This is a genomic window from Streptomyces sp. NPDC016845 (assembly GCF_044332585.1).
Classification (GTDB): Bacteria; Actinomycetota; Actinomycetes; order Streptomycetales; family Streptomycetaceae; genus Streptomyces.
Genome location: NZ_JBIRPI010000001.1, coordinates 1 through 19,185, shown reverse-complemented (window position 1 = coordinate 19,185; position 19,185 = coordinate 1). Strand labels below are relative to the sequence as shown.

The 19,185-nt window shown below is 69.7% G+C and carries 11 protein-coding genes, 1 tRNA gene and 1 rRNA gene; 1 reads left to right on the top strand and 12 read right to left on the bottom strand.

Annotation, left to right across the window (positions count from 1 at the left end; genetic code table 11):
• Window positions 1–462: 462 nt before the first annotated feature.
• The 9 genes from ACH4RC_RS00065 to ACH4RC_RS00025 all read right to left on the bottom strand — a co-directional run bounded on the left by ACH4RC_RS00065 (window position 463) and on the right by ACH4RC_RS00025 (window position 14,910).
• Window positions 463–927 (bottom strand): Dps family protein, encoded by a 465-nt coding sequence (locus ACH4RC_RS00065; RefSeq protein WP_398193113.1) that lies wholly within the window; start codon window positions 925–927, stop codon window positions 463–465.
• Between the two features lie 178 nt (window positions 928–1,105).
• Window positions 1,106–1,486, bottom strand: coding sequence for a helix-turn-helix transcriptional regulator (locus ACH4RC_RS00060; protein WP_324769056.1), 381 nt, complete (start codon window positions 1,484–1,486; stop codon window positions 1,106–1,108).
• A gap of 109 nt (window positions 1,487–1,595) precedes the next feature.
• Window positions 1,596–2,165: a CinA family protein gene (locus tag ACH4RC_RS00055; protein ID WP_398193112.1), complete on the bottom strand. Its 570-nt coding sequence runs from the start codon at window positions 2,163–2,165 to the stop codon at window positions 1,596–1,598.
• Window positions 2,162–3,004 (bottom strand): CDP-diacylglycerol--glycerol-3-phosphate 3-phosphatidyltransferase, encoded by an 843-nt coding sequence (gene pgsA / locus ACH4RC_RS00050; RefSeq protein WP_398193110.1) that lies wholly within the window; start codon window positions 3,002–3,004, stop codon window positions 2,162–2,164. Before pgsA ends, ACH4RC_RS00055 begins: the two co-directional genes overlap by 4 nt.
• On the bottom strand, window positions 3,001–4,461 hold the full coding sequence (gene rimO / locus ACH4RC_RS00045) for a 30S ribosomal protein S12 methylthiotransferase RimO (RefSeq protein ID WP_398193108.1): 1,461 nt from the start codon (window positions 4,459–4,461) through the stop codon (window positions 3,001–3,003). Before rimO ends, pgsA begins: the two co-directional genes overlap by 4 nt.
• An 82-nt stretch (window positions 4,462–4,543) precedes the next feature.
• Complete coding sequence (locus ACH4RC_RS00040) at window positions 4,544–5,389, bottom strand: helix-turn-helix domain-containing protein (protein WP_398193106.1); 846 nt, start codon at window positions 5,387–5,389, stop codon at window positions 4,544–4,546.
• 219 nt (window positions 5,390–5,608) lie between these two features.
• On the bottom strand, window positions 5,609–8,353 hold the full coding sequence (locus ACH4RC_RS00035; protein ID WP_398193104.1) for a DNA translocase FtsK: 2,745 nt from the start codon (window positions 8,351–8,353) through the stop codon (window positions 5,609–5,611).
• 115 nt (window positions 8,354–8,468) lie between these two features.
• Window positions 8,469–9,149: a two-component system response regulator gene (locus ACH4RC_RS00030; protein WP_398193102.1), complete on the bottom strand. Its 681-nt coding sequence runs from the start codon at window positions 9,147–9,149 to the stop codon at window positions 8,469–8,471.
• A 274-nt stretch (window positions 9,150–9,423) separates the two neighbouring features.
• Window positions 9,424–14,910, bottom strand: coding sequence for a HAMP domain-containing protein (locus tag ACH4RC_RS00025; protein WP_398193101.1), 5,487 nt, complete (start codon window positions 14,908–14,910; stop codon window positions 9,424–9,426).
• Window positions 14,911–15,279: 369 nt separating this feature from the next.
• Here ACH4RC_RS00025 and ACH4RC_RS00020 point away from each other — a divergent pair, with 369 nt between their 5' ends.
• Complete coding sequence (locus ACH4RC_RS00020) at window positions 15,280–17,901, top strand: SpoIIE family protein phosphatase (RefSeq protein WP_398193099.1); 2,622 nt, start codon at window positions 15,280–15,282, stop codon at window positions 17,899–17,901.
• A gap of 70 nt (window positions 17,902–17,971) precedes the next feature.
• Here ACH4RC_RS00020 and ACH4RC_RS00015 read toward each other — a convergent pair.
• From ACH4RC_RS00015 to rrf, 3 genes are all read right to left on the bottom strand, one after another.
• Window positions 17,972–18,044: transfer RNA gene (locus tag ACH4RC_RS00015), tRNA-Thr, on the bottom strand.
• Between the two features lie 83 nt (window positions 18,045–18,127).
• On the bottom strand, window positions 18,128–18,790 hold the full coding sequence (locus tag ACH4RC_RS00010; RefSeq protein WP_398195588.1) for a DegT/DnrJ/EryC1/StrS family aminotransferase: 663 nt from the start codon (window positions 18,788–18,790) through the stop codon (window positions 18,128–18,130).
• A gap of 119 nt (window positions 18,791–18,909) precedes the next feature.
• A 5S ribosomal RNA gene (gene rrf, locus ACH4RC_RS00005) occupies window positions 18,910–19,026 on the bottom strand.
• Between the last annotated feature and the right edge of the window lie 159 nt (window positions 19,027–19,185).

Below are 19,185 nucleotides of genomic sequence, written 5' to 3'. Positions count from 1 at the left end.
ACGGCAGCACTCCAAGCAGTCGGCCCCACCCCTACCGCCTCAGCCCCTGCCACCCCACGGCAGCACTCCAAGCACACGACTCCACCCCTACCGCCCCGCCCCCCTACCGCCCCGCTCCCAAACCCTCACCCGAACCCCCCGTCCCGCCCGCCTGGCCCGGGCCCGTACCCACCGTGCGCCCGACCGCCCCTGCGCCCCCGCGACCCCGGCCGCCCGCCCCTTCGGCAACGCGTGTACCGGCAGCAGACTGAGGCCCCACCCGCCGAAGGTGACCGCCCCCTCGAACACCCCCGCGTCCGGCGTGAGCGCCAGCCGCAGGACGGCCCACCACCACAGCCCGCCGAGCACCACGCCCGGTATCCACCGCGGCAGCCGCCTCGCCACGACCGCACTCACCTCCGCCCGTCCCCGGACCTCGCACGCGCACAGCCAGCCGCCCCGCCGGGCCGACGAGCGCCGGTCTCAGCCGCGGTTCTCCGCCTGGAACATCCAGTGGTGCTTCTCGAGATCGGCCGTGATGCCGATGAACATGTCCTGGCTCACCGGGTCCGCCTCGCCCGTGGCCCGGATCCGGTCCCGCATCCGCGTGATCACCGCGCCGAGCGCCTCCACGAGCGTCCCGACGGCGTCCGTGTCCTTCACCCAGCCCTCGGCGACGGTGGCGATACCGCTGCTCGCCGCGACCGTCGCGGCCCGCCCGTCCGGCGGGACGCCCAGCGTCGAGGCCCGCTCGGCCACCGTGTCGGAGTGCAGCCGCGCGCTGTCCACGACCTCGTCGAGCTGAAGGTGCACGGACCGGAACCGGGGCCCCACCACGTTCCAGTGGACCTGCTTCGCCACGAGCGAGAGATCGACCAGGTCCACGAGTGCGCCCTGCAACGCCTCGGCCACGGTCTTCAAGTCGGCATCGGACAGCGGACTCTTCACGACGAACCTCCGGGTACCTCCGCGTCGACCGCACGGCCGGCCGGCTGGGAATCACGATCCACGATGGCACAGATGCACACAACCGGACACAGGAGAGACAAGCGAAAGCCCCGGCCGATGACCGGCCGGGGCTTCCCCTTTGCACATGGCGCTCGCTTCACACCGCGCGAGCGAGACGTTACGCCGCTACGACGTCGACCGCCTCGGCAGGCGCCTTGATCGTCACCCGTTCCGGCGGGACACCGGTCACGGAGACAGCATTGAGCATCGGACGGACCGGTGCGCGCACCGGCTCCGACGGGACCGCTGCTGCCGACTCGGCCAGCTCCGCGAGAGCGAGCTCGTCACTCACCTCGCGCATCAGCTCGGACATCCGTACGTCAAGCGCGTCGCAGATAGCGGAAAGCAGCTCGGAGGAAGCCTCCTTCTGCCCCCGCTCCACCTCGGAGAGATAGCCGAGCGAGACTCGGGCGGACGAGGAGACTTCGCGCAGAGTACGGCCCTGGCGCTGGCGCTGCCGACGCAGCACGTCACCCAGCAGGCGACGGAGCAGAATCATCGGTGGCTCCCTCCTCGGACCGCGTAGCCGCATCCTTCACGCCCCACCGTACCGCCTCGTGCCGCGGCCGTGCGGGGAGCGATGTCGTGTTCACTCAGGGCTGCAAACATCAAAACCCCCCGTTCTGTTCCGTATCCTGTGCCCGCGCATTCTCAGTACGTTCGCCGGAATGCCCTCCGACCAGCTCTTCCGTGAGCAGGCCGAGCACGCTGCGTACACTCTCCCTACGGATTTCCATGCGCTCGCCGTTCAACCGCAGCTCGAGCACTTTGCGGCTACCAGCGAAATTCCGTGTTCCCTTCGCAACGCTTGCTCCGGGCCCCACAGCCGCCACGTAGACGGTGCCGACGGGCTGTCCGTCCTGCGGCTCGGGCCCGGCGACGCCGGTCGTCGCGATGCCCCAGTCCGCGCCGAGCGCCTCGCGCACCCCGGCGGCCATCTGCAGCGCGACGTCCGGGTGGACGGCCCCGTACTCGGCGAGCAGGTCCGCGTCGACACCGAGCAGCTGGTGCTTCAGCTCCGTCGCGTACGCGGTGACCGAGCCGCGCAGGGCCTTCGAGGCCCCGGGCACCGCCACCAGCTCCGCCGCGACGAGGCCACCGGTCAGCGACTCGGCCACGGCGAGGGTCTCCCCCCGCCCGGTCAGCAGCCGCAGCACCTCGACAGCCTCGTCGGTCACTTCTCGGCCGCCTCCGACGACGACGCCGGCTCGACAGCGGCCGGTCCCGAGACCCGCTGCTCCACCGCCGCGGGCTCTCCGGCCGCGGGCTCTCCGGCCGCCGACTCGACAGCCGCCTGTTCCACCGCCTCCGGGTCCACGACCCCCGGCCCCTCGGTCGCCTGAGCGACCGCCGCCTGGGAGACCGCCGCGGCGGCCGCCGCCTCCGCGAGGCCGGCCCGCCGCAGCACGACCGCCTGCCGTACGTAGTCGAGCCCGGTCAGCACGGTCAGCGCGACCGCCACCGCCATCACCCAGAACCGGAAGGTGGCGAGCGGCCCGGTCAGCGCCAGGACGTACATGCCGACGGCCGTGCCCTGCGCGAGCGTCTTCATCTTGCCGCCGCGGCTGGCCGGAATGACCCCGTAGCGGATCACGAGGAAACGCATCAGCGTAATCCCGAGCTCACGCCCGAGGATGACGCCCGTCACCCACCACGGCAGGTCGCCGAGCGAGGACAGACAGATCAGCGCCGCGCCCATGATCGCCTTGTCGGCGATGGGGTCGGCGATCTTTCCGAAGTCGGTGACCAGGTTGTACGTACGCGCCAGGTGCCCGTCGAAGATGTCGGTGATCATCGCGACGGCGAACGCCGCCCAGGCCCAGGCCCGCCACACCGGGTCGTACCCGCCGTCGGCCAGCATGAGCACCACGAACCCGGGCACGAGCAGCAGCCGCACCATGGTGAGGAGGTTGGCGACGTTCCACAGGCTGGCCTCGTCGACGGCCGCAGTGCCCAGCTTGCCGCCGGGCGCCGGCGTGCCGGTCCCGCCCGTGGCGGATGCCGGGACTCCGGTCATCTGCCCGCCTCCTCAAGCCTGTCGAACGGCTCCGCTACGAGGTCCACGCCCTCGGTCCCGATCACCTTTGCCTCGACCATACGGCCGACGCTCAGCCCGGCGCCGCCCGTGAGCCGCACCTGCCCGTCGGTCTCGGGCGCCTGGTGGGCGGCGCGGCCGACGATCCCGTCCTCGGGGTCGACGGATTCGACGAGCACCTCCACCGTCTCACCGAGCCGCTCCTCGGCGCGCTGCGACACCAGCTGTTCGGCGAGGCGCGACACGCGCGCGAGGCGCTCGGCGACGACGTCCTCGTCCAGCTTGTTCTCGTACGTGGCCGCTTCGGTGCCCTCCTCGTCGGAGTAGCCGAAGACGCCGATGGCGTCGAGGCGCGCGCCGTTCAGGAAGCGCTCCAGCTCGGCGAAGTCCGCCTCGGACTCGCCGGGGAAGCCGACGATGAAGTTGGAGCGGACACCGGCCTGCGGCGCCTTGCTCCGAATGGTGTCCAGCAGCTCCAGGAACCGGTCGGTGTCGCCGAAGCGGCGCATCGCGCGCAGCACGCCGGGCGCGGAGTGCTGGAAGGAGAGGTCGAAGTACGGGACGACCTTGTCGGTGCCGGTCAGGACGTCGATGAGGCCGGGGCGCATCTCGGCGGGCTGGAGGTAGCTGACGCGGACCCGCTCGATCCCGTCGACGGCGGCCAGCTCGGGCAGCAGCGACTCCAGGAGGCGGATGTCGCCCAGGTCCTTGCCGTACGAGGTGTTGTTCTCGGAGACCAGCATGACCTCCTTGACGCCCTGCTCGCCGAGCCAGCGCGTCTCGTTCAGCACGTCGCTGGGACGGCGCGAGATGAAGGAGCCGCGGAACGAGGGGATGGCGCAGAACGAGCAGCGCCGGTCGCAGCCGGAGGCCAGCTTCACCGAGGCGACGGGCGCCCCGTCGAGGCGGCGGCGCAGCGGCGCGCGCGGCCCGGACGCGGGCGCGAGGCCCTCGGGCAGGTCCGCCGGGGCGTGGCCGGGCAGCGCGATCCCGGCACCGGCCTCCTGGCGCTCGGCGGGGCTGATCGGCAGCAGCTTGCGCCGGTCGCGCGGGGCGTGGGCCTCCACACTGCCGCCCGCGAGGATGGTCTGCAGGCGGCCGGAGATGTTCTCGTAGTCGTCGAAGCCCAGCACGCCGTCGGCCTCGGGCAGCGCGTCGGCGAGCTCCTTGCCGTACCGCTCGGCCATGCAGCCGACGGCGACGACGGCCTGGGTTCTGCCGTGGCCCTTGAGATCATTGGCCTCGAGCAGGGCGTCGACGGAGTCCTTCTTGGCGGCCTCGACGAAGCCACAGGTGTTCACGACCGCGACATCCGCGGACTCGGCGTCCTCGACGAGCTCCCAGCCGTCCGCCTCCAAGCGGCCTGCGAGCTCCTCCGAGTCCACCTCGTTACGGGCGCAGCCAAGGGTGACAAGTGCGACGGTACGGCGTTCGGGCATGGACTCAAGACTACTTCGTTCCACCGACAGCCCTCGCCGGGAGGGTTCCGGGAGCGCCCCGGAAGCGCCCCTGAGCTGCTTGTCAGCCGACTTCCGGATCACCCTTGGTGTACGTGAGCCGCTCGACCTGGCCGGGCTGGAACTCGTCCGCGATCTGCTTCCCGTTCACGTACAGCTGTATGGCACCGGCGTCGCCCAGGACGAGATCGATCTTGGTGCTGTCCTGGAACGTCTTGGACTGGCCGCGCTCGAGGACGCCGTCGAACATCGTCCGCCCGTTGTGGTCCTTGGCGGAGATCCAGCTGCGCCCGTCCGACGCGTTGAGCTTCACCGTGACCTTGTCCTGGGGGGCCGCCGCGATGGCGCTGTCCGAGGGGTCCGGCTTGGGGTCGACGGGCTTCTTGCCGGGGCTCGGCTTGGTGGCGGGCTTGCTGGTGGCTGGGGTGGCGCCCTCGGCCGCCTGCTGCTTGCCACCGTCGTCGTCACCACCGCTGACCACGGTGTAGCCGACGAACGCGATGACGGCCACGATCGCGGCGACCATGGCGGCCGTCCAGTTGGGCCGGCGCGGCTCGGAGCGGATGCGCTCGGCCTCGAACAGCGGGGTGGCGGGCGTCGGCGCGGCCGGCTCGCCGTGCTCGGCGCCGTACTGCTCGAGCAGCGGTGCGGGATCGAGGCCCACCGCGCGCGCGAGCGTGCGGATGTGGCCGCGCGCGTACACGTCGCCACCGCAGCGGGAGAAGTCGTCCGCCTCGATGGCGTGCACGATCGGGCCGCGCACCCGGGTCGACTGGCTGACCTCGTCGACGGTCAGGCCCGCGGCGATACGTGCCTGCTGCAGGGCGCGGCCGATCGAGGGCCCGTCGTCCGCGCGCGGAGCGCTGTCTTCCGAAGGACGGTCGTCTTCAGGGGAGTTGCCGATGGACACGGGGGCGCCTTTCGAGCGTGTAACCACCTGCTGGAGGTTCAGTCTAGGGGGGGTGCGAAAGGGTGGGGCAACCGGGCGGCCGGACTTTGTACGCCATCAGAATGGCCCGACATCCTGATGGTGGGACAAGTTGATGACCCTTCCCTCAACTTGACGTACTCGATGGGGAAACGGTTGCCCCGGATCCCCGTACGAGTGACATCGAAATCGAAAGATCCTTTACGGCTGGCTCTCCCCGCGGATGACCGCGAGCACTCCGTCCACTTCGTCCGGTTTCACGAGGACGTCGCGGGCCTTGGAGCCCTCGCTCGGTCCCACGATGTTGCGCGACTCCATGAGGTCCATCAGGCGGCCGGCCTTGGCGAAGCCGACCCTGAGCTTGCGCTGGAGCATGGACGTGGACCCGAACTGGGTGGAGACGACCAGCTCCGCCGCCGCGCACAGCAGGTCCAGGTCGTCGCCGATGTCCTCGTCGATCTCCTTCTTCTGCTTGGTGCCGACGGTGACGTCGTCGCGGAAGACGGGCGCCATCTGGTCCTTGCAGTGCTGGACGACGGCGTGGATCTCGTCCTCGGTGACGAAAGCGCCCTGCATACGGGTCGGCTTGTTCGCGCCCATGGGCAGGTACAGACCGTCACCCTTGCCGATGAGCTTCTCGGCGCCTGGCTGGTCCAGGATGACGCGGCTGTCGGCGAGCGAGGACGTGGCGAACGCCAGGCGCGAGGGCACGTTCGCCTTGATGAGACCGGTCACGACGTCGACCGAGGGACGCTGCGTGGCGAGCACCAGGTGGATGCCTGCCGCGCGCGCGAGCTGCGTGATCCGCACGATGGCGTCCTCGACGTCGCGCGGGGCGACCATCATCAGGTCGGCGAGCTCGTCGACGATCACCAGGAGGTACGGGTAGGTCTTCAGCTCCCGCTCGCTGCCCTCGGGCGTCTTGAGCTTGCCGTCTCGGATCGCCTGGTTGAAGTCGTCGATGTGCCGGTAGCCGAAGGCGGCGAGGTCGTCGTAGCGCAGATCCATCTCGCGCACGACCCACTGGAGCGCCTCGGCGGCCTTCTTGGGGTTGGTGATGATCGGCGTGATGAGGTGCGGGATGCCCTCGTACGCCGTCAGCTCCACGCGCTTGGGGTCGACGAGGACCATCCGCACGTCCTCGGGGGTCGCCCGCATCATGACCGAGGTGATCAGACAGTTGATGCAGGACGACTTGCCGGAGCCGGTGGCACCGGCGACCAGGATGTGCGGCATCTTCGCGAGGTTCGACATCACGTAGCCGCCCTCGACGTCCTTGCCGAGCGCGACCAGCATCGGATGCTCGTCCTCGGCGGCGTCGGCGAGGCGCAGCACGTCCCCGACGTTGACCATCTCGCGGTCGGTGTTCGGGATCTCGATGCCGACCGCGGACTTGCCGGGGATCGGGCTGATGATCCGCACGTCCGGCGAGGCGACCGCGTACGCGATGTTCTTCGCCAGGGCGGTGATCTTCTCGACCTTCACGGCGGGGCCGAGCTCGACCTCGTAGCGCGTGACCGTCGGCCCGCGCGTGAAGCCCGTGACGGCCGCGTCGACCTTGAACTCGGTGAAGACGGTGGTCAGCGACTCCACGACGGCGTCGTTGGCGGCGCTGCGCGACTTTCCGGGCCCGCCGCGTGTCAGGAGGTCCAGCTTGGGCAGCGCGTACGTGATGTCGCCGGCGAGCTGGAGCTGCTCCGCGCGCGCGGGCAGCTCTCGTGCGTCCTCGGGCGCGGACTTGGTCAGGTCGGGTACGGCGAGCTTCGACGGCGTCGGCTCGGGCTCCTGCTCGACCGGCGCGGACTTCTTGCCGCGCGCGGTTGGCACCGGCGCCGTGCGCTCCGGCGCGGGCACCTTCCCCGAACGCTCCGTGCCGACGCCCTGGGTGAGGTCGGCGACCAGCGGGGACGGCGGCATTCCGTGCAGCACGGCACCGTCGAGCGCCGCGGCGGCAGCGGCGGCCACGTCCACGGCGTCCATGGGACGGTCCATGGACGGCTGCACCGACGAGCGCCGTGGCCTGCGCCGCTTGGCGAGGGCGTCTTCCTCTATGCCGTCGGGGTCGTACGCCCCGGGAGCGCTGGAGCGCCGCCTGGCGGGCGCGGGCGCGGTCTCGCGCCATTCGTCCTCGTAGTCGTCGGCGATCAGCTCCTCGGCGGCCAGGTCGTCGTGGACGAGACCGAGCCGTACGCCGAGCAGCCGCAGCCGCTGCGGGATCGCGTTGACCGGCGTCGCGGTGACCACGAGAAGCCCGAACACGGTGAGCAGGACGAGCAGCGGCACCGCGAGCACGTCGGTCATGGTGAAGCTCAGCGGGGTCGCGGCGGCCCAGCCGATGAGCCCGCCAGCGTCCCTTATGGCCTGCATGCCGTCCGCGCGCGCGGGTGAGCCGCACGCGATGTGGACCTGGCCGAGCACGCCGACGACGAGCGCGGAGAGACCGATGACGATGCGCCCGTTGGCCTCGGGCTTCTCCGGGTGCCGGATGAGGCGTACGGCGATGACCCCGACCAGTATCGGCACGAGCAGGTCGAGCCGGCCGAACGCGCCGGTCACCAGCATCTCGACGAGGTCGCCGACCGGGCCCTGCAGGTTCGACCAGGTACCGGCCGCGCAGATCAGTCCGACGCCGAGCAGGAGCAGCGCCAGGCCGTCCTTGCGGTGCGCCGGGTCGAGCCCCTTGGCGCCACGCCCTATGCCGCGGAACATGGCTCCCACGCTGTGTGCGACGCCGAGCCACAGGGCGCGCACGACGCGGTACAAGCCCCCGGTGGGGCTGGGCGCCGGCTTGGGCGCGGGCTTCTTCCCCGCCGCCTTCTTCACCGGCGCCTTGGCGACCGCCTTCTTGGCGGGAGCTTTTTTCGCAGGGGCCTTCTTCGCCGGAGCCTTGGTGGGCGCTGCCGCCTTTTTCGCGGGCGGCTTCTTGGCTGCGGGACGTGAGGCCATAGGTGTGAGGTTACCGGGGGAGGCGCCCACGTACACGTGTGCCCAGTGCTTCACTCTTCTGTGTCGCGGGCCTGAGGTGGCCGAACTGACGCGCCCTCAAAGCCGGGGCGCGGCCTCAGCTCTGGGACGGCAGCGACGGCGCGCCGTTGCCCGCGCCGGGCTCCAGCGCGTCAAGGGCTCTGCGCAGACCGGTCAGTTTGCGCTCCAGGTGTGCGGCCGTGGCGACCGCCGCCGCGTCCGCCGACTCCTCGTCCAGCTGCTTGGAGAGCGCCTCGGCCTGCTCCTCGACCGCGGCGAGGCGCGCGGAGAGTTCGGCGAGCAGCCCGGCGGGCTCCTTCGTGTCGCCGACGGCGCGGGCGCCGCCCTCCAGCTGGAGGCGGAGCAGCGCGGCCTGCTCACGCAGTTGGCAGTTCTTCATGTACAGCTCGACGAAGACCGAGACCTTGGCGCGCAGCACCCACGGGTCGAACGGCTTGGAGATGTAGTCCACCGCGCCCGCCGCGTATCCGCGGAAGGTGTGGTGCGGGCCATGGTTGATCGCCGTGAGGAAGATGATCGGGATGTCCCGTGTCCGCTCCCGCCGCTTGATGTGCGCCGCGGTTTCGAATCCGTCCATTCCGGGCATCTGAACGTCCAACAGAATGACCGCGAAATCGTCCGTGAGCAGCGCTTTGAGCGCTTCCTCCCCGGACGATGCCCGCACCAGCGTCTGATCGAGCGCGGAGAGGATGGCCTCCAGCGCCAGCAGATTCTCCGGCCGGTCATCGACCAGGAGGATCTTGGCCTTCTGCACCATGGCCCGCCCTCCTCGCCCCGGCATGGGGCCGCCCCTGTCCGCAGGATTCTGGGAGGCTCCTTCCGCCGCCCCAGGGGACGGCTTCCTGGTGCCGTCCGTCCTTGTGCCGGTCATCGTAGCCGCACCCCGCTTGCCGCCACACCCTGTCACCGAGATGTCACTGTGCACGTAGCAGAAACGCAGTGGGAGACCAGAAGGTTCCCCGGTTACCGCACTTCTACACGGATGTGGCCACACTCAGTCAGCAACGCCGCGCGAATGTTCGGCGATTCGGTCACTCCCCTCGCATCCATTGCTCCATCACCGTCAGAAGATGATCGGGATCGACCGGCTTCGTGACGTAGTCGGAAGCGCCGGACTCGATGGCCTTCTCCCGGTCGCCCTTCATCGCCTTCGCGGTGAGCGCGATGATCGGCAGCCCGGCGAACTGCGGCATCCTGCGGATCGCCGTCGTCGTCGCGTAGCCGTCCATCTCGGGCATCATGATGTCCATCAGGACGACCGTCACGTCGTCGTGCTGCTCCAGGACCTCGATGCCCTCGCGCCCGTTCTCCGCGTACAGGACCGACAGGCCGTGCTGCTCCAGGACGCTGGTGAGCGCGAAGACGTTGCGGATGTCGTCGTCGACGATGAGCACCTTCTCGCCACCGAAGTGGAACGTGCGCCGCACCTTCGGCGCCTCCTCCTCGAGCTCCTCCCAGTGCGACTGCGCGGACGTCGTCCGCCCCGTGGGCGCCGGACGGGCCTCGGGTGCCGGTGCGGACCGGCGGCGGCGCCGGAAGAGCGCCGCGGCCCCGTTCTGCGTCTCCTGGTAGGACTTCACCTCCGCCGGAGTCTCCACCTCGGCGGGCTCCTGCGGCGCGGCGTCCAGGGCCAGCGGGCGACCCGGTTCGACGGCCGGGGCGAGCTGCGCGTACCCCTGGGGCGGCAGCTCGGCCGGGTGCAGCGGCAGGTACAGCGTGAACGTGGAGCCACGCCCCGGCTCGCTCGCCGCGTGGATCTCACCGCCGAGCAGCCGGGCGATCTCACGGCTGATGGAGAGCCCGAGCCCCGTACCGCCGTACTTGCGGCTCGTGGTGCCGTCGGCCTGCTTGAACGCCTCGAAGATCACCCGCATCTTGCTGGCCGCGATCCCGATGCCGGTGTCGGTCACCGAGAAGGCGATCAGGTCACCGTCCGCCTCCCGCAACGAGCCCGCTTCCAGGAGCTGTTCCCGGATGGCGTTCGGCACGTCGGTGCCCGCGGGCCGGATGACCAGCTCCACGGCGCCGGAGTCGGTGAACTTCACCGCGTTGGACAGCAGGTTGCGCAACACCTGCAGCAGGCGCTGTTCGTCGGTGTGCAGCGTGGTGGGCAGCTCCGGCGACACCCGTACGGAGAAGTCGAGTTGCTTCTCCGCGGTCAGCGGCCGGAACGTCGCCTCCACGTAGTCGACGAGCTGCACCAGGGCGATCCGCGTCGGCGAGACGTCCATCTTGCCCGCCTCGACCTTCGACAGGTCCAGGATGTCGTTGATCAGCTGGAGCAGGTCGGAGCCCGCGCCGTGGATCGTCTCGGCGAACTCGACCTGCTTGGGCGTGAGGTTCGCGTCGGCGTTGTCGGCGAGCAACTTGGCGAGAATCAGCAGCGAGTTGAGCGGTGTGCGCAGCTCGTGCGACATGTTGGCGAGGAACTCGCTCTTGTAGCGCATCGACACCGCGAGCTGCTCGGCGCGCTCCTCAAGGACCTGCCGCGCCTCCTCGATCTCGGTGTTCTTCACCTCGATGTCGCGGTTCTGCTGGGCGAGCAGCTCGGCCTTCTCCTCCAGTTCGGCGTTGGACGCCTGGAGCGCCTTCTGCCGGTTCTCCAACTCCGCGGAGCGCTCGCGCAGTTGCTCGGTCAGCTCCTGCGACTGCTTGAGGAGGACCTCCGTCTTGGTGTTGACGGAGATCGTGTTCACGCTCGTCGCGATCATCTCGGCGATCTGCCCGAGGAAGTCCTTCTGGATCTGCGTGAACGGCGTGAACGACGCCAGTTCGATCACGCCGAGCACCGTGCCCTCGAAGAGCACGGGGATCACGATGACCTGCGCGGGCGGCGCCTCACCGAGCCCCGAGGAGATCTTCAGGTAGCCGCTGGGCGCGTTCTCGACGAGGATCGTGCGCCGCTCCTGGGCGGCGGTCCCGATGAGCGTCTCCCCGGGCCGGAACGAGGTCGGCATGGAGCCCATGGAGTACCCGTAACTGCCGCACATGCGCAGCTCGTACGCGTCCTCGTCCGCGGCCGTCGGATCGGCGCCGTCGTCCAGGGGCGACGCCAGGAAGAACGCGCCATGCTGCGCGGAGACCACCGGCGTCAGCTCGCTCATGATGAGCGAGGCCACGTCGTCGAGGTCGCGGCGGCCCTGCATGAGGCCCGAGATGCGCGCCAGGTTGCCCTTCAGCCAGTCCTGCTCCTCGTTGGCGATCGTGGTGTCGCGCAGGTTGGAGATCATCTTGTTGATGTTGTCCTGGAGGACCTGGATCTCGCCCGCCGCGTCGACGTCGATCTTCAGATTGAGATCGCCGCGGGTCACCGCCGTGGCGACGGCCGCGATGGCGCGCACCTGCCGGGTCAGGTTCCCGGCCATCTCGTTCACGGACTCCGTCAGGTCGCGCCAGGTGCCGTCCACGTCACGCACGCGTGCCTGGCCGCCCAGCTGGCCCTCGGTGCCCACTTCGCGAGCCACGCGCGTGACCTGCTCGGCGAAGGACGACAGCTGGTCGACCATCGTGTTGATCGTCGTCTTCAGTTCGAGGATCTCGCCGCGCGCGTCGATGTCGATCTTCTTGGTCAGATCGCCCTTGGCGATGGCGGTCGTGACCATCGCGATGTTGCGCACCTGGCCGGTCAGGTTCGACGCCATGCCGTTCACGGACTCGGTGAGGTCCTTCCACGTACCGGCCACACCGGGTACGCGGGCCTGGCCGCCGAGGATGCCGTCCGTGCCGACCTCGCGGGCCACCTTGGTGACCTGGTCGGCGAACGAGCTCAGCGTCTTGACCATCGTGTTGAACGTGTCGGCGAGCTGCGCGACCTCGCCGCGCGCCTCGATCGTCACCGTACGGGTCAGGTCGCCGTTGGCCACCGCGTTGGCGACCTGGGAGATGTTGCGCACCTGCACGGTCAGGTTGTTGGCCATCAGGTTGACGTTGTCGCTCAGGTCCTTCCAGATGCCGGTGATGCCCGACACCCGCGCCTGGCCGCCCAGTTGCCCTTCGGTGCCCACCTCGCGCGCGACGCGCGTGACCTGCTCGGCGAAGGACGACAGCTGGTCGACCATCGTGTTGACCGTGGTGACGAGTTCGAGGATCTCGCCCTTGGCGTCGACGGTGATCTTCTTGGACAGGTCGCCGCGCGCCACAGCCGTGGTGACTTCGGCGATGTTGCGCACCTGGAGCGTCAGGTTGTTCGCCATGCCGTTCACGGACTGCGTCAGGTCCTTCCACGTACCCGACACACCCTGTACCTCGGCCTGGCCGCCGAGGATGCCGTCCGTACCCACCTCGCGGGCCACCCGCGTCACCTGCTCGGCGAACGCGGAGAGCTGGTCCACCATCGTGTTGAGGGTGTTCTTCAGCTCCAGGATCTCCCCGCGCGCGTCCACGTCGATCTTCTGCGACAGGTCACCACGCGCGACCGCCGTGGCGACCTGCGCGATGTTGCGGACCTGCGCGGTCAGGTTGCCCGCCATGCCGTTCACGGAGTCCGTCAGATCGCGCCACACACCGGCGACGCCCGGCACCTGCGCCTGACCGCCGAGGCGCCCCTCGGTGCCCACCTCGCGCGCGACCCGGGTCACCTGGTCGGCGAAGGCGGAGAGCTGGTCGACCATCGTGTTGATGGTGTTCTTCAGCTCCAGGATCTCCCCGCGCGCGTCCACGTCGATCTTCTGCGACAGGTCACCACGCGCCACAGCCGTAGTGACCTGGGCGATCTGCCGCACCTGGGAGGTCAGGTTGCCGGCCATGAAGTTGACGGAGTCGGTGAGCTCCTTCCACGTACCGCTCACCCCGTCCACGCGGGCCTGACCGCCGAGGCGGCCCTCCGTGCCCACGTCGCGCGCCATCCGGGTCACCTGGTCGGCGAAGCTGGAGAGCTGGTCCACCATCGTGTTCACGGTGTTCTTCAGCTGGAGCATCTCGCCGGACACATCGACGGTGACCTTCTGCGACAGGTCGCCGTTGGCCACCGCCGTCGTCACCTGGGCGATGTTGCGCACCTGACCCGTGAGGTTGCGGAAAGCCGTGTTGACCGAGTCCGTCAGGTCCTTCCACGTTCCCGCCGCGCCGACCACGAGGGCCTGACCGCCCAGCTCGCCCTCGACGCCGATCTCGCGCGCCACGCGCGTGACCTCGGAGCCGAAGGCGGACAGCTGGTCGACCATCGTGTTGACGGTGTTCTTCAGCTCCAGCATCTCGCCGGCGACATCGACGGTGACCTTCTGCGAGAGATCACCATTGGCCACCGCGGTCGTGACAGTGGCGATGTCACGCACCTGCGTGGTCAGGTTCCGGAAGACCGTGTTGACGGAGTCCGTCAGGTCCTTCCACGTCCCCGCCGCGCCCGGCACATTGGCCTGGCCGCCGAGCTGGCCCTCCGCGCCGACCTCGTTGGCGACACGCGTGACCTCGTCCGCGAACGTGCGCAGCGTCTCGGTCATCTGGTTGATCGTCTCGGCGAGCTGGGCGACCTCGCCGCGCGCCGACACGGTGACCTTCTGCGACAGGTCACCATTGGCCACGGCTGTGGTGACCTGAGCGATTCCACGCACCTGGGCGGTCAGGTTGCCCGCCATGAGGTTCACCGAATCGGTGAGGTCCTTCCACACACCCGCCACACCGGGCACCTGCGCCTGGCCGCCCAGCTCGCCCTCGGTGCCGACCTCCCGGGCCACGCGCGTGACCTCGGAGGAGAACGACGACAGCTGGTCCACCATCGTGTTCACGGTGTTCTTCAGCTCGAGCATCTCGCCCGCGACGTGAACCGTGACCTTGCGGGACAAGTCACCCTTGGCCACCGCGGTGGTGACGAGAGCAATGTCACGCACCTGCGCGGTGAGCCGGTACGCCATCGTGTTGACCGAATCCGTGAGATCCTTCCACGAACCGGACATTCCGCGTACGCGCGCCTGTCCACCGAGCTTGCCCTCGGTCCCCACTTCACTGGCCACGCGCGTGACCTCGTCGGTGAACGTGGAGAGCTGGTCGACCAGGTTGTTGACGGTCCGGCCGACCTTCAGGAACTCGCCCCGCAATGGGTGCCCCGTCCCGTCCGGTACCTGCGAGCGCAGCTCCATGCGCGGCGACAGATCACCCTCGGCGACCGCGGTGAGCACCCGGCCGACCTCGGAGACCGGCCGTACGAGATCGTCGACCAGCGCGTTGGACGCGTTGATCGCGGCGGCCCAGGACCCCTCGCAGGCGCCCGTCTCCAGGCGCTCGGTCAGCTTGCCCTCGCGCCCGACCATGCGCCGCACCCGGGAAAGCTCCCCGGTCAGATGCAGATTCCGGTCGGCCACCTCGTTGAAGACGGCCGCGATCTCGGACATCACGCCGTCGCCGCTGACCGTGAGGCGCTTGCGGAAATTGCCGTCCCGCATCGCGACGAGCCCTGCCAACAGCCTGTTCAGCGCCGCGGTGTCCACCGTTGTGGTGCCATTGCGCGACTTGTGCTGTTTGTTCGGGGACTGTCCGCCTTCCGCGCGCGCTTTCCTGCCCCGCGTCGCTGCGCCAGACTCCACTGTGTCCCTCCCGCGGGGGTCGACCTGAACTGCTCGGGTTGCTCGGGTTCGCTTCTACCGCCGCACCGGGTTCTCGATGCGTCCGTAACTGAAGCTTGCCCAGTGTTTCACCATGGCTGAACCAGGCCATAACAGTTCGGCAGCTTCGCACACGCTCCGCACACCCGCCGGAACGGAAACACTGACGACCGGCATCCGCATGGACGGCGAAGGTAAGTAACCTTGGCAGCGGCTGTCCACCCACCCCGGTCCGCCCGGCCAGGGCGGTGGCGGGAAACGAGCGGGCATCGGAGGGGCGGCCGCGACATGGGTACGGGAGAGCTTGGCCTCGACACTCGTACAGCGAGTACAACTCGTACAGGGAGTTCTGTGATCACCGCGCGCGCGGCTGCGACCTTCGAACCGGTCGGGCGATCCGTCGCGACCGCCCGCTCCTTCGTGCGCGACACCCTGCAAGGATGGGGCTACGCCGACATCATCGACGACGCGGTGGTCCTGACCAGCGAACTCGTCACGAACGCCGTCGTCCACGCGGGCACCTCCGCGGAAGTCCTGTGCCTGCGTGGCGACGACCACGTCCGCATCGAGGTCTCCGACCGCTACCCGGACCGGGAGATCCCGCTCCAGTCCTCCGCGATCAACATGGGCTCCCCCGACCGTGAGGGCGGCCGCGGCCTCCAGCTCTGCGCGGCCCTCGCCGGCCGCTGGGGCGTCGACTATTCGGCCACCCACAAGCAGGTCTGGTTCCAGATCGACCTTCCCCAGCGCTCGGTCGGCACCCGCGCCGCGGGCCCGGTCCTCCCCACCGACCTCCTCCCCCTCGCCGACGAGCGGGTCCGCGTCGCCGTCGTACAGATCGACAGGACCGGCGCGATCACCGCGTGGAACGAGGACGCGGAGCACCTCTTCGGCTACGGGGCCGAGCAGGTCACCGGCAAGCCCCTCACCGACCTCGCCGCCTGGCCGCACACGCCCGGCACCAGCACCGGCATCGCCGACGCGCTGCGGCTCTCGCGCTGGGAGGGCAGCTACGGCATCCGTAGCGCCAGCGGCCGTGTCACCGCCGTCTACGCCTCCCACCTGCGCGTCCGCGACACCGACGGCGAACCCTCCACGGTCTGCCTCCTCGTGCGCGACCACGAGCGCGCCGTGCTCCAGACGCCGCTGCGCATGCCGACGTCGGAGAACGGCACCGCCGCCGAGAACCAGAGCCCGGACGCCTTCGAGGTCTTCATCGGCTCACCGGCCCCGGACGATCTCGACGGTCTGCTCCAGCGCACGGTCGAGCGCGCCCGCGACATGCTCGACGCGGACGCCGCCTTCCTGCTCCTGGCCACCGACGACGAGACCGAGCTCGAGGTCCGCGCCTCCACCGGCCTGCCCTCCGCACGCCAGCGCTTCGCGCGCGTGCCGGTCGAGGTCGGCCCCGGCCGCTACGGCTCGGCCAGGATGCCCGCCGTCCACGAGGACCTCACCCAAGTGCCGGGCGCGGTCCCGCTGTTGAGCGGTACGGGCATGCGTTCGGTCGTCACGGTTCCGCTCAAGGTCGAGGGCCGCCTCACCGGCTCCCTCGGCGTCGCGGCCGAGGCTCCCGACCGCTACACCAACGAGGAGGCGCTGCGCCTCCAGTTCGCCGCCGACCGCATCGCCATGGCCGTCGAATCGGCCCGCCTCGGCGAGCTGGAGAAGCTGCGGCGCGGCTCCCTCAGCTTCCTCGTCGAAGCCTCCGACCTGCTCGCCGGCACGCTCGACCGCGACCAGACCCTGGCGCTCATGGCCCAGATGACGGTCCCCACGCTCGCCACCTGGTGCGCGGTCTACATGATCGCCGACCAGGTCTCGGAGCCGTACCTCTCCTACGTCCTGCACGAGGACGAGGACCGCATCGACGGCCTCAAGGCCCTCCTCTCCAAGGTCACCCCACCGGAGCCGGTGCCCACCCCCGGCGCTCGCGTCTGGTCGGCCCCCGCCGAAGCGGCCCACCAGGCAGCGCTCCGTACGTCCATGCGCAGCCTGGGCCTCGGCGAACCCGCCAGCGTCACCTCGGGCATCGGCACCACCCTCGCGACGGCCGCCGCGGTCGGCGGCGAGACGGTCGTCCTGCCGCTCGTCGCCCGCAACCGCGTCATCGGCATGCTCACGCTCGGCAAGCCCACGGACGAACACTTCCGCCAGGAGATCCTGGAGCTGGCCGAGGACCTGAGCCGCCGGGCGGCGCTCGCCCTGGACAACGCGCGCCTGTACTCGGAGCGCATGGCCATCAGCCAGTCCCTCCAGCGCAGCCTGCTGCCGCCGGAGCTCCCGCACATCCCGGGCGTCGAGGTGGAGGTCATCTACCGCGCGGCCGGCGAGGGCAACGAGGTGGGCGGTGACTTCTACGACCTCTTCCCCATCCGCGACGGCGCGTACGGCTTCGCCATCGGCGACGTCTGCGGCACGGGCCCGGAGGCCGCGGCCGTCACGGGCCTGGCCCGCCACGCGCTGCGTCTCCTCGCCCGCGAGGGCTTCGGCGGCCCGGCGGTTCTGGAGCGCCTGAACGCGGCGATCCTCGACGAGGGCGCCCGCAGCCGCTTCCTGACGCTGCTCTACGGGGAGTTGTGGCCGCAGGAGGACGGCTCGGCGGTCCTCAAGATGGTCTGCGCCGGACACCCGCAGCCGCTGCGTCTGCGCCAGAACGGCTCGGTCGAGCCCTTCGCGGAGCCGCAGCCGCTGCTCGGCGTCATGGACGACCTCGAACTGTACGAGCAGACGATGACGCTCGACCCTGGCGACGTCCTGCTCTGCGTCACCGACGGCATCACGGAGCGCCGCGAGGGCACGCGCATGCTGGGCGACGACGGCCTGGCGGACGTCCTGTCGGGCTGTACGGGCCTGACGGCCGGTGCGGTCGCGGGGCGCATCATGCGGGCGGTCGAGCGTTTCGCGGCGGACGCGCCCTCGGACGACATGGCGATTCTGACGATGCGGGTGCCGGAGATTCAGCACGACTGAGAGGACGGGTCGTGCACGCGCCAATGGAAAGAGGCTCCCGCCTTTAAGGCGGGAGCCTCTTTCTTCGCTGAGCCCCCAAGCGGAATCGAACCGCTGACCTTCTCCTTACCATGGAGACGCTCTACCGACTGAGCTATAGGGGCCGGCCGCTTCGCGGTTTCCCGCTCTGCAACGAGATAAAGCATACCTGAAGTTCAGCTCCGCTCGAACCGCCGCCGACCCTCGACTAAAAGGCCGGTTGCAGCAGTCCACCCAGCGCGTTGCAGGCGGAGACAAGACGGTGGAGTTGTTTACGCGTCATGGGTCCGTCGACGGGCAGCGCCAATGTCTCGTCGGCGGCCCGCTCTGTCTCGGGGAGTTCCGTGTCGCGCCGGAACGCGGGCAGTCGGTGCACCGGAGTCTTCACCGGCACCCGGCATTCGACGCCCTTGCTCCGCAATGTCCGGGCGAATGCGTCGCGGTCGGGCCGCCCATTCCCGGGAACCCGCACGACGTACTGCTGATAGGTGTGCCCCTCGTGCCCGGCCGGCGTCCGCACCCCACTCAGCTTTCCGTTCAGGTAGGCGGCGTGCGCCCTGCGTTGCCCCAGCTCCGCGTACGGCTTCTCGGACTCGCCCCGTTCGAGTACGAGGAACCCGTGCCGGCTACCGAGGTCGTGCAGTCGCGCTATGTCGGCCCGGTGCCCGAAGCGGTGAACAGCGATGACCCCGGAGGTCCGCGCGGTGACGCGGTCCGCCACACGTTCGGGGTCGAGGCAGTAGGTGTCCGGGTCTATGTCGGCGAAGACGGGGGTCGCCCCGGCCTCGACGACCGCGTCGGCGACCTCGGGGTTCCCGAAAGCCGGCACGATGACCTCATCACCGGCTCCGACGCCTGCGGCGTGCAGCATTGCAACTGTGCCCATGGCCGTGATGCTGCTCGCGGAACGTGAACACGGGGTGACACACAACAAAAAAGCCGCTGGCCTCGAGCGAAATGCTCAAGACCAGCGGCTTTCTATCAAAACTAGTTCGGCGGCGTCCTACTCTCCCACAGGGTCCCCCCTGCAGTACCATCGGCGCTGTGAGGCTTAGCTTCCGGGTTCGGAATGTAACCGGGCGTTTCCCTCACGCTATGACCACCGAAACACTATGAAACTGTCAACCGCACCGCACGTGACCTTATGCGGGGTTGTTCGTGGTTTCAGAACCAACACAGTGGACGCGAGCAACTGAGGACAAGCCCTCGGCCTATTAGTACCAGTCACCTCCACCCGTTACCGGGCTTCCAGATCTGGCCTATCAA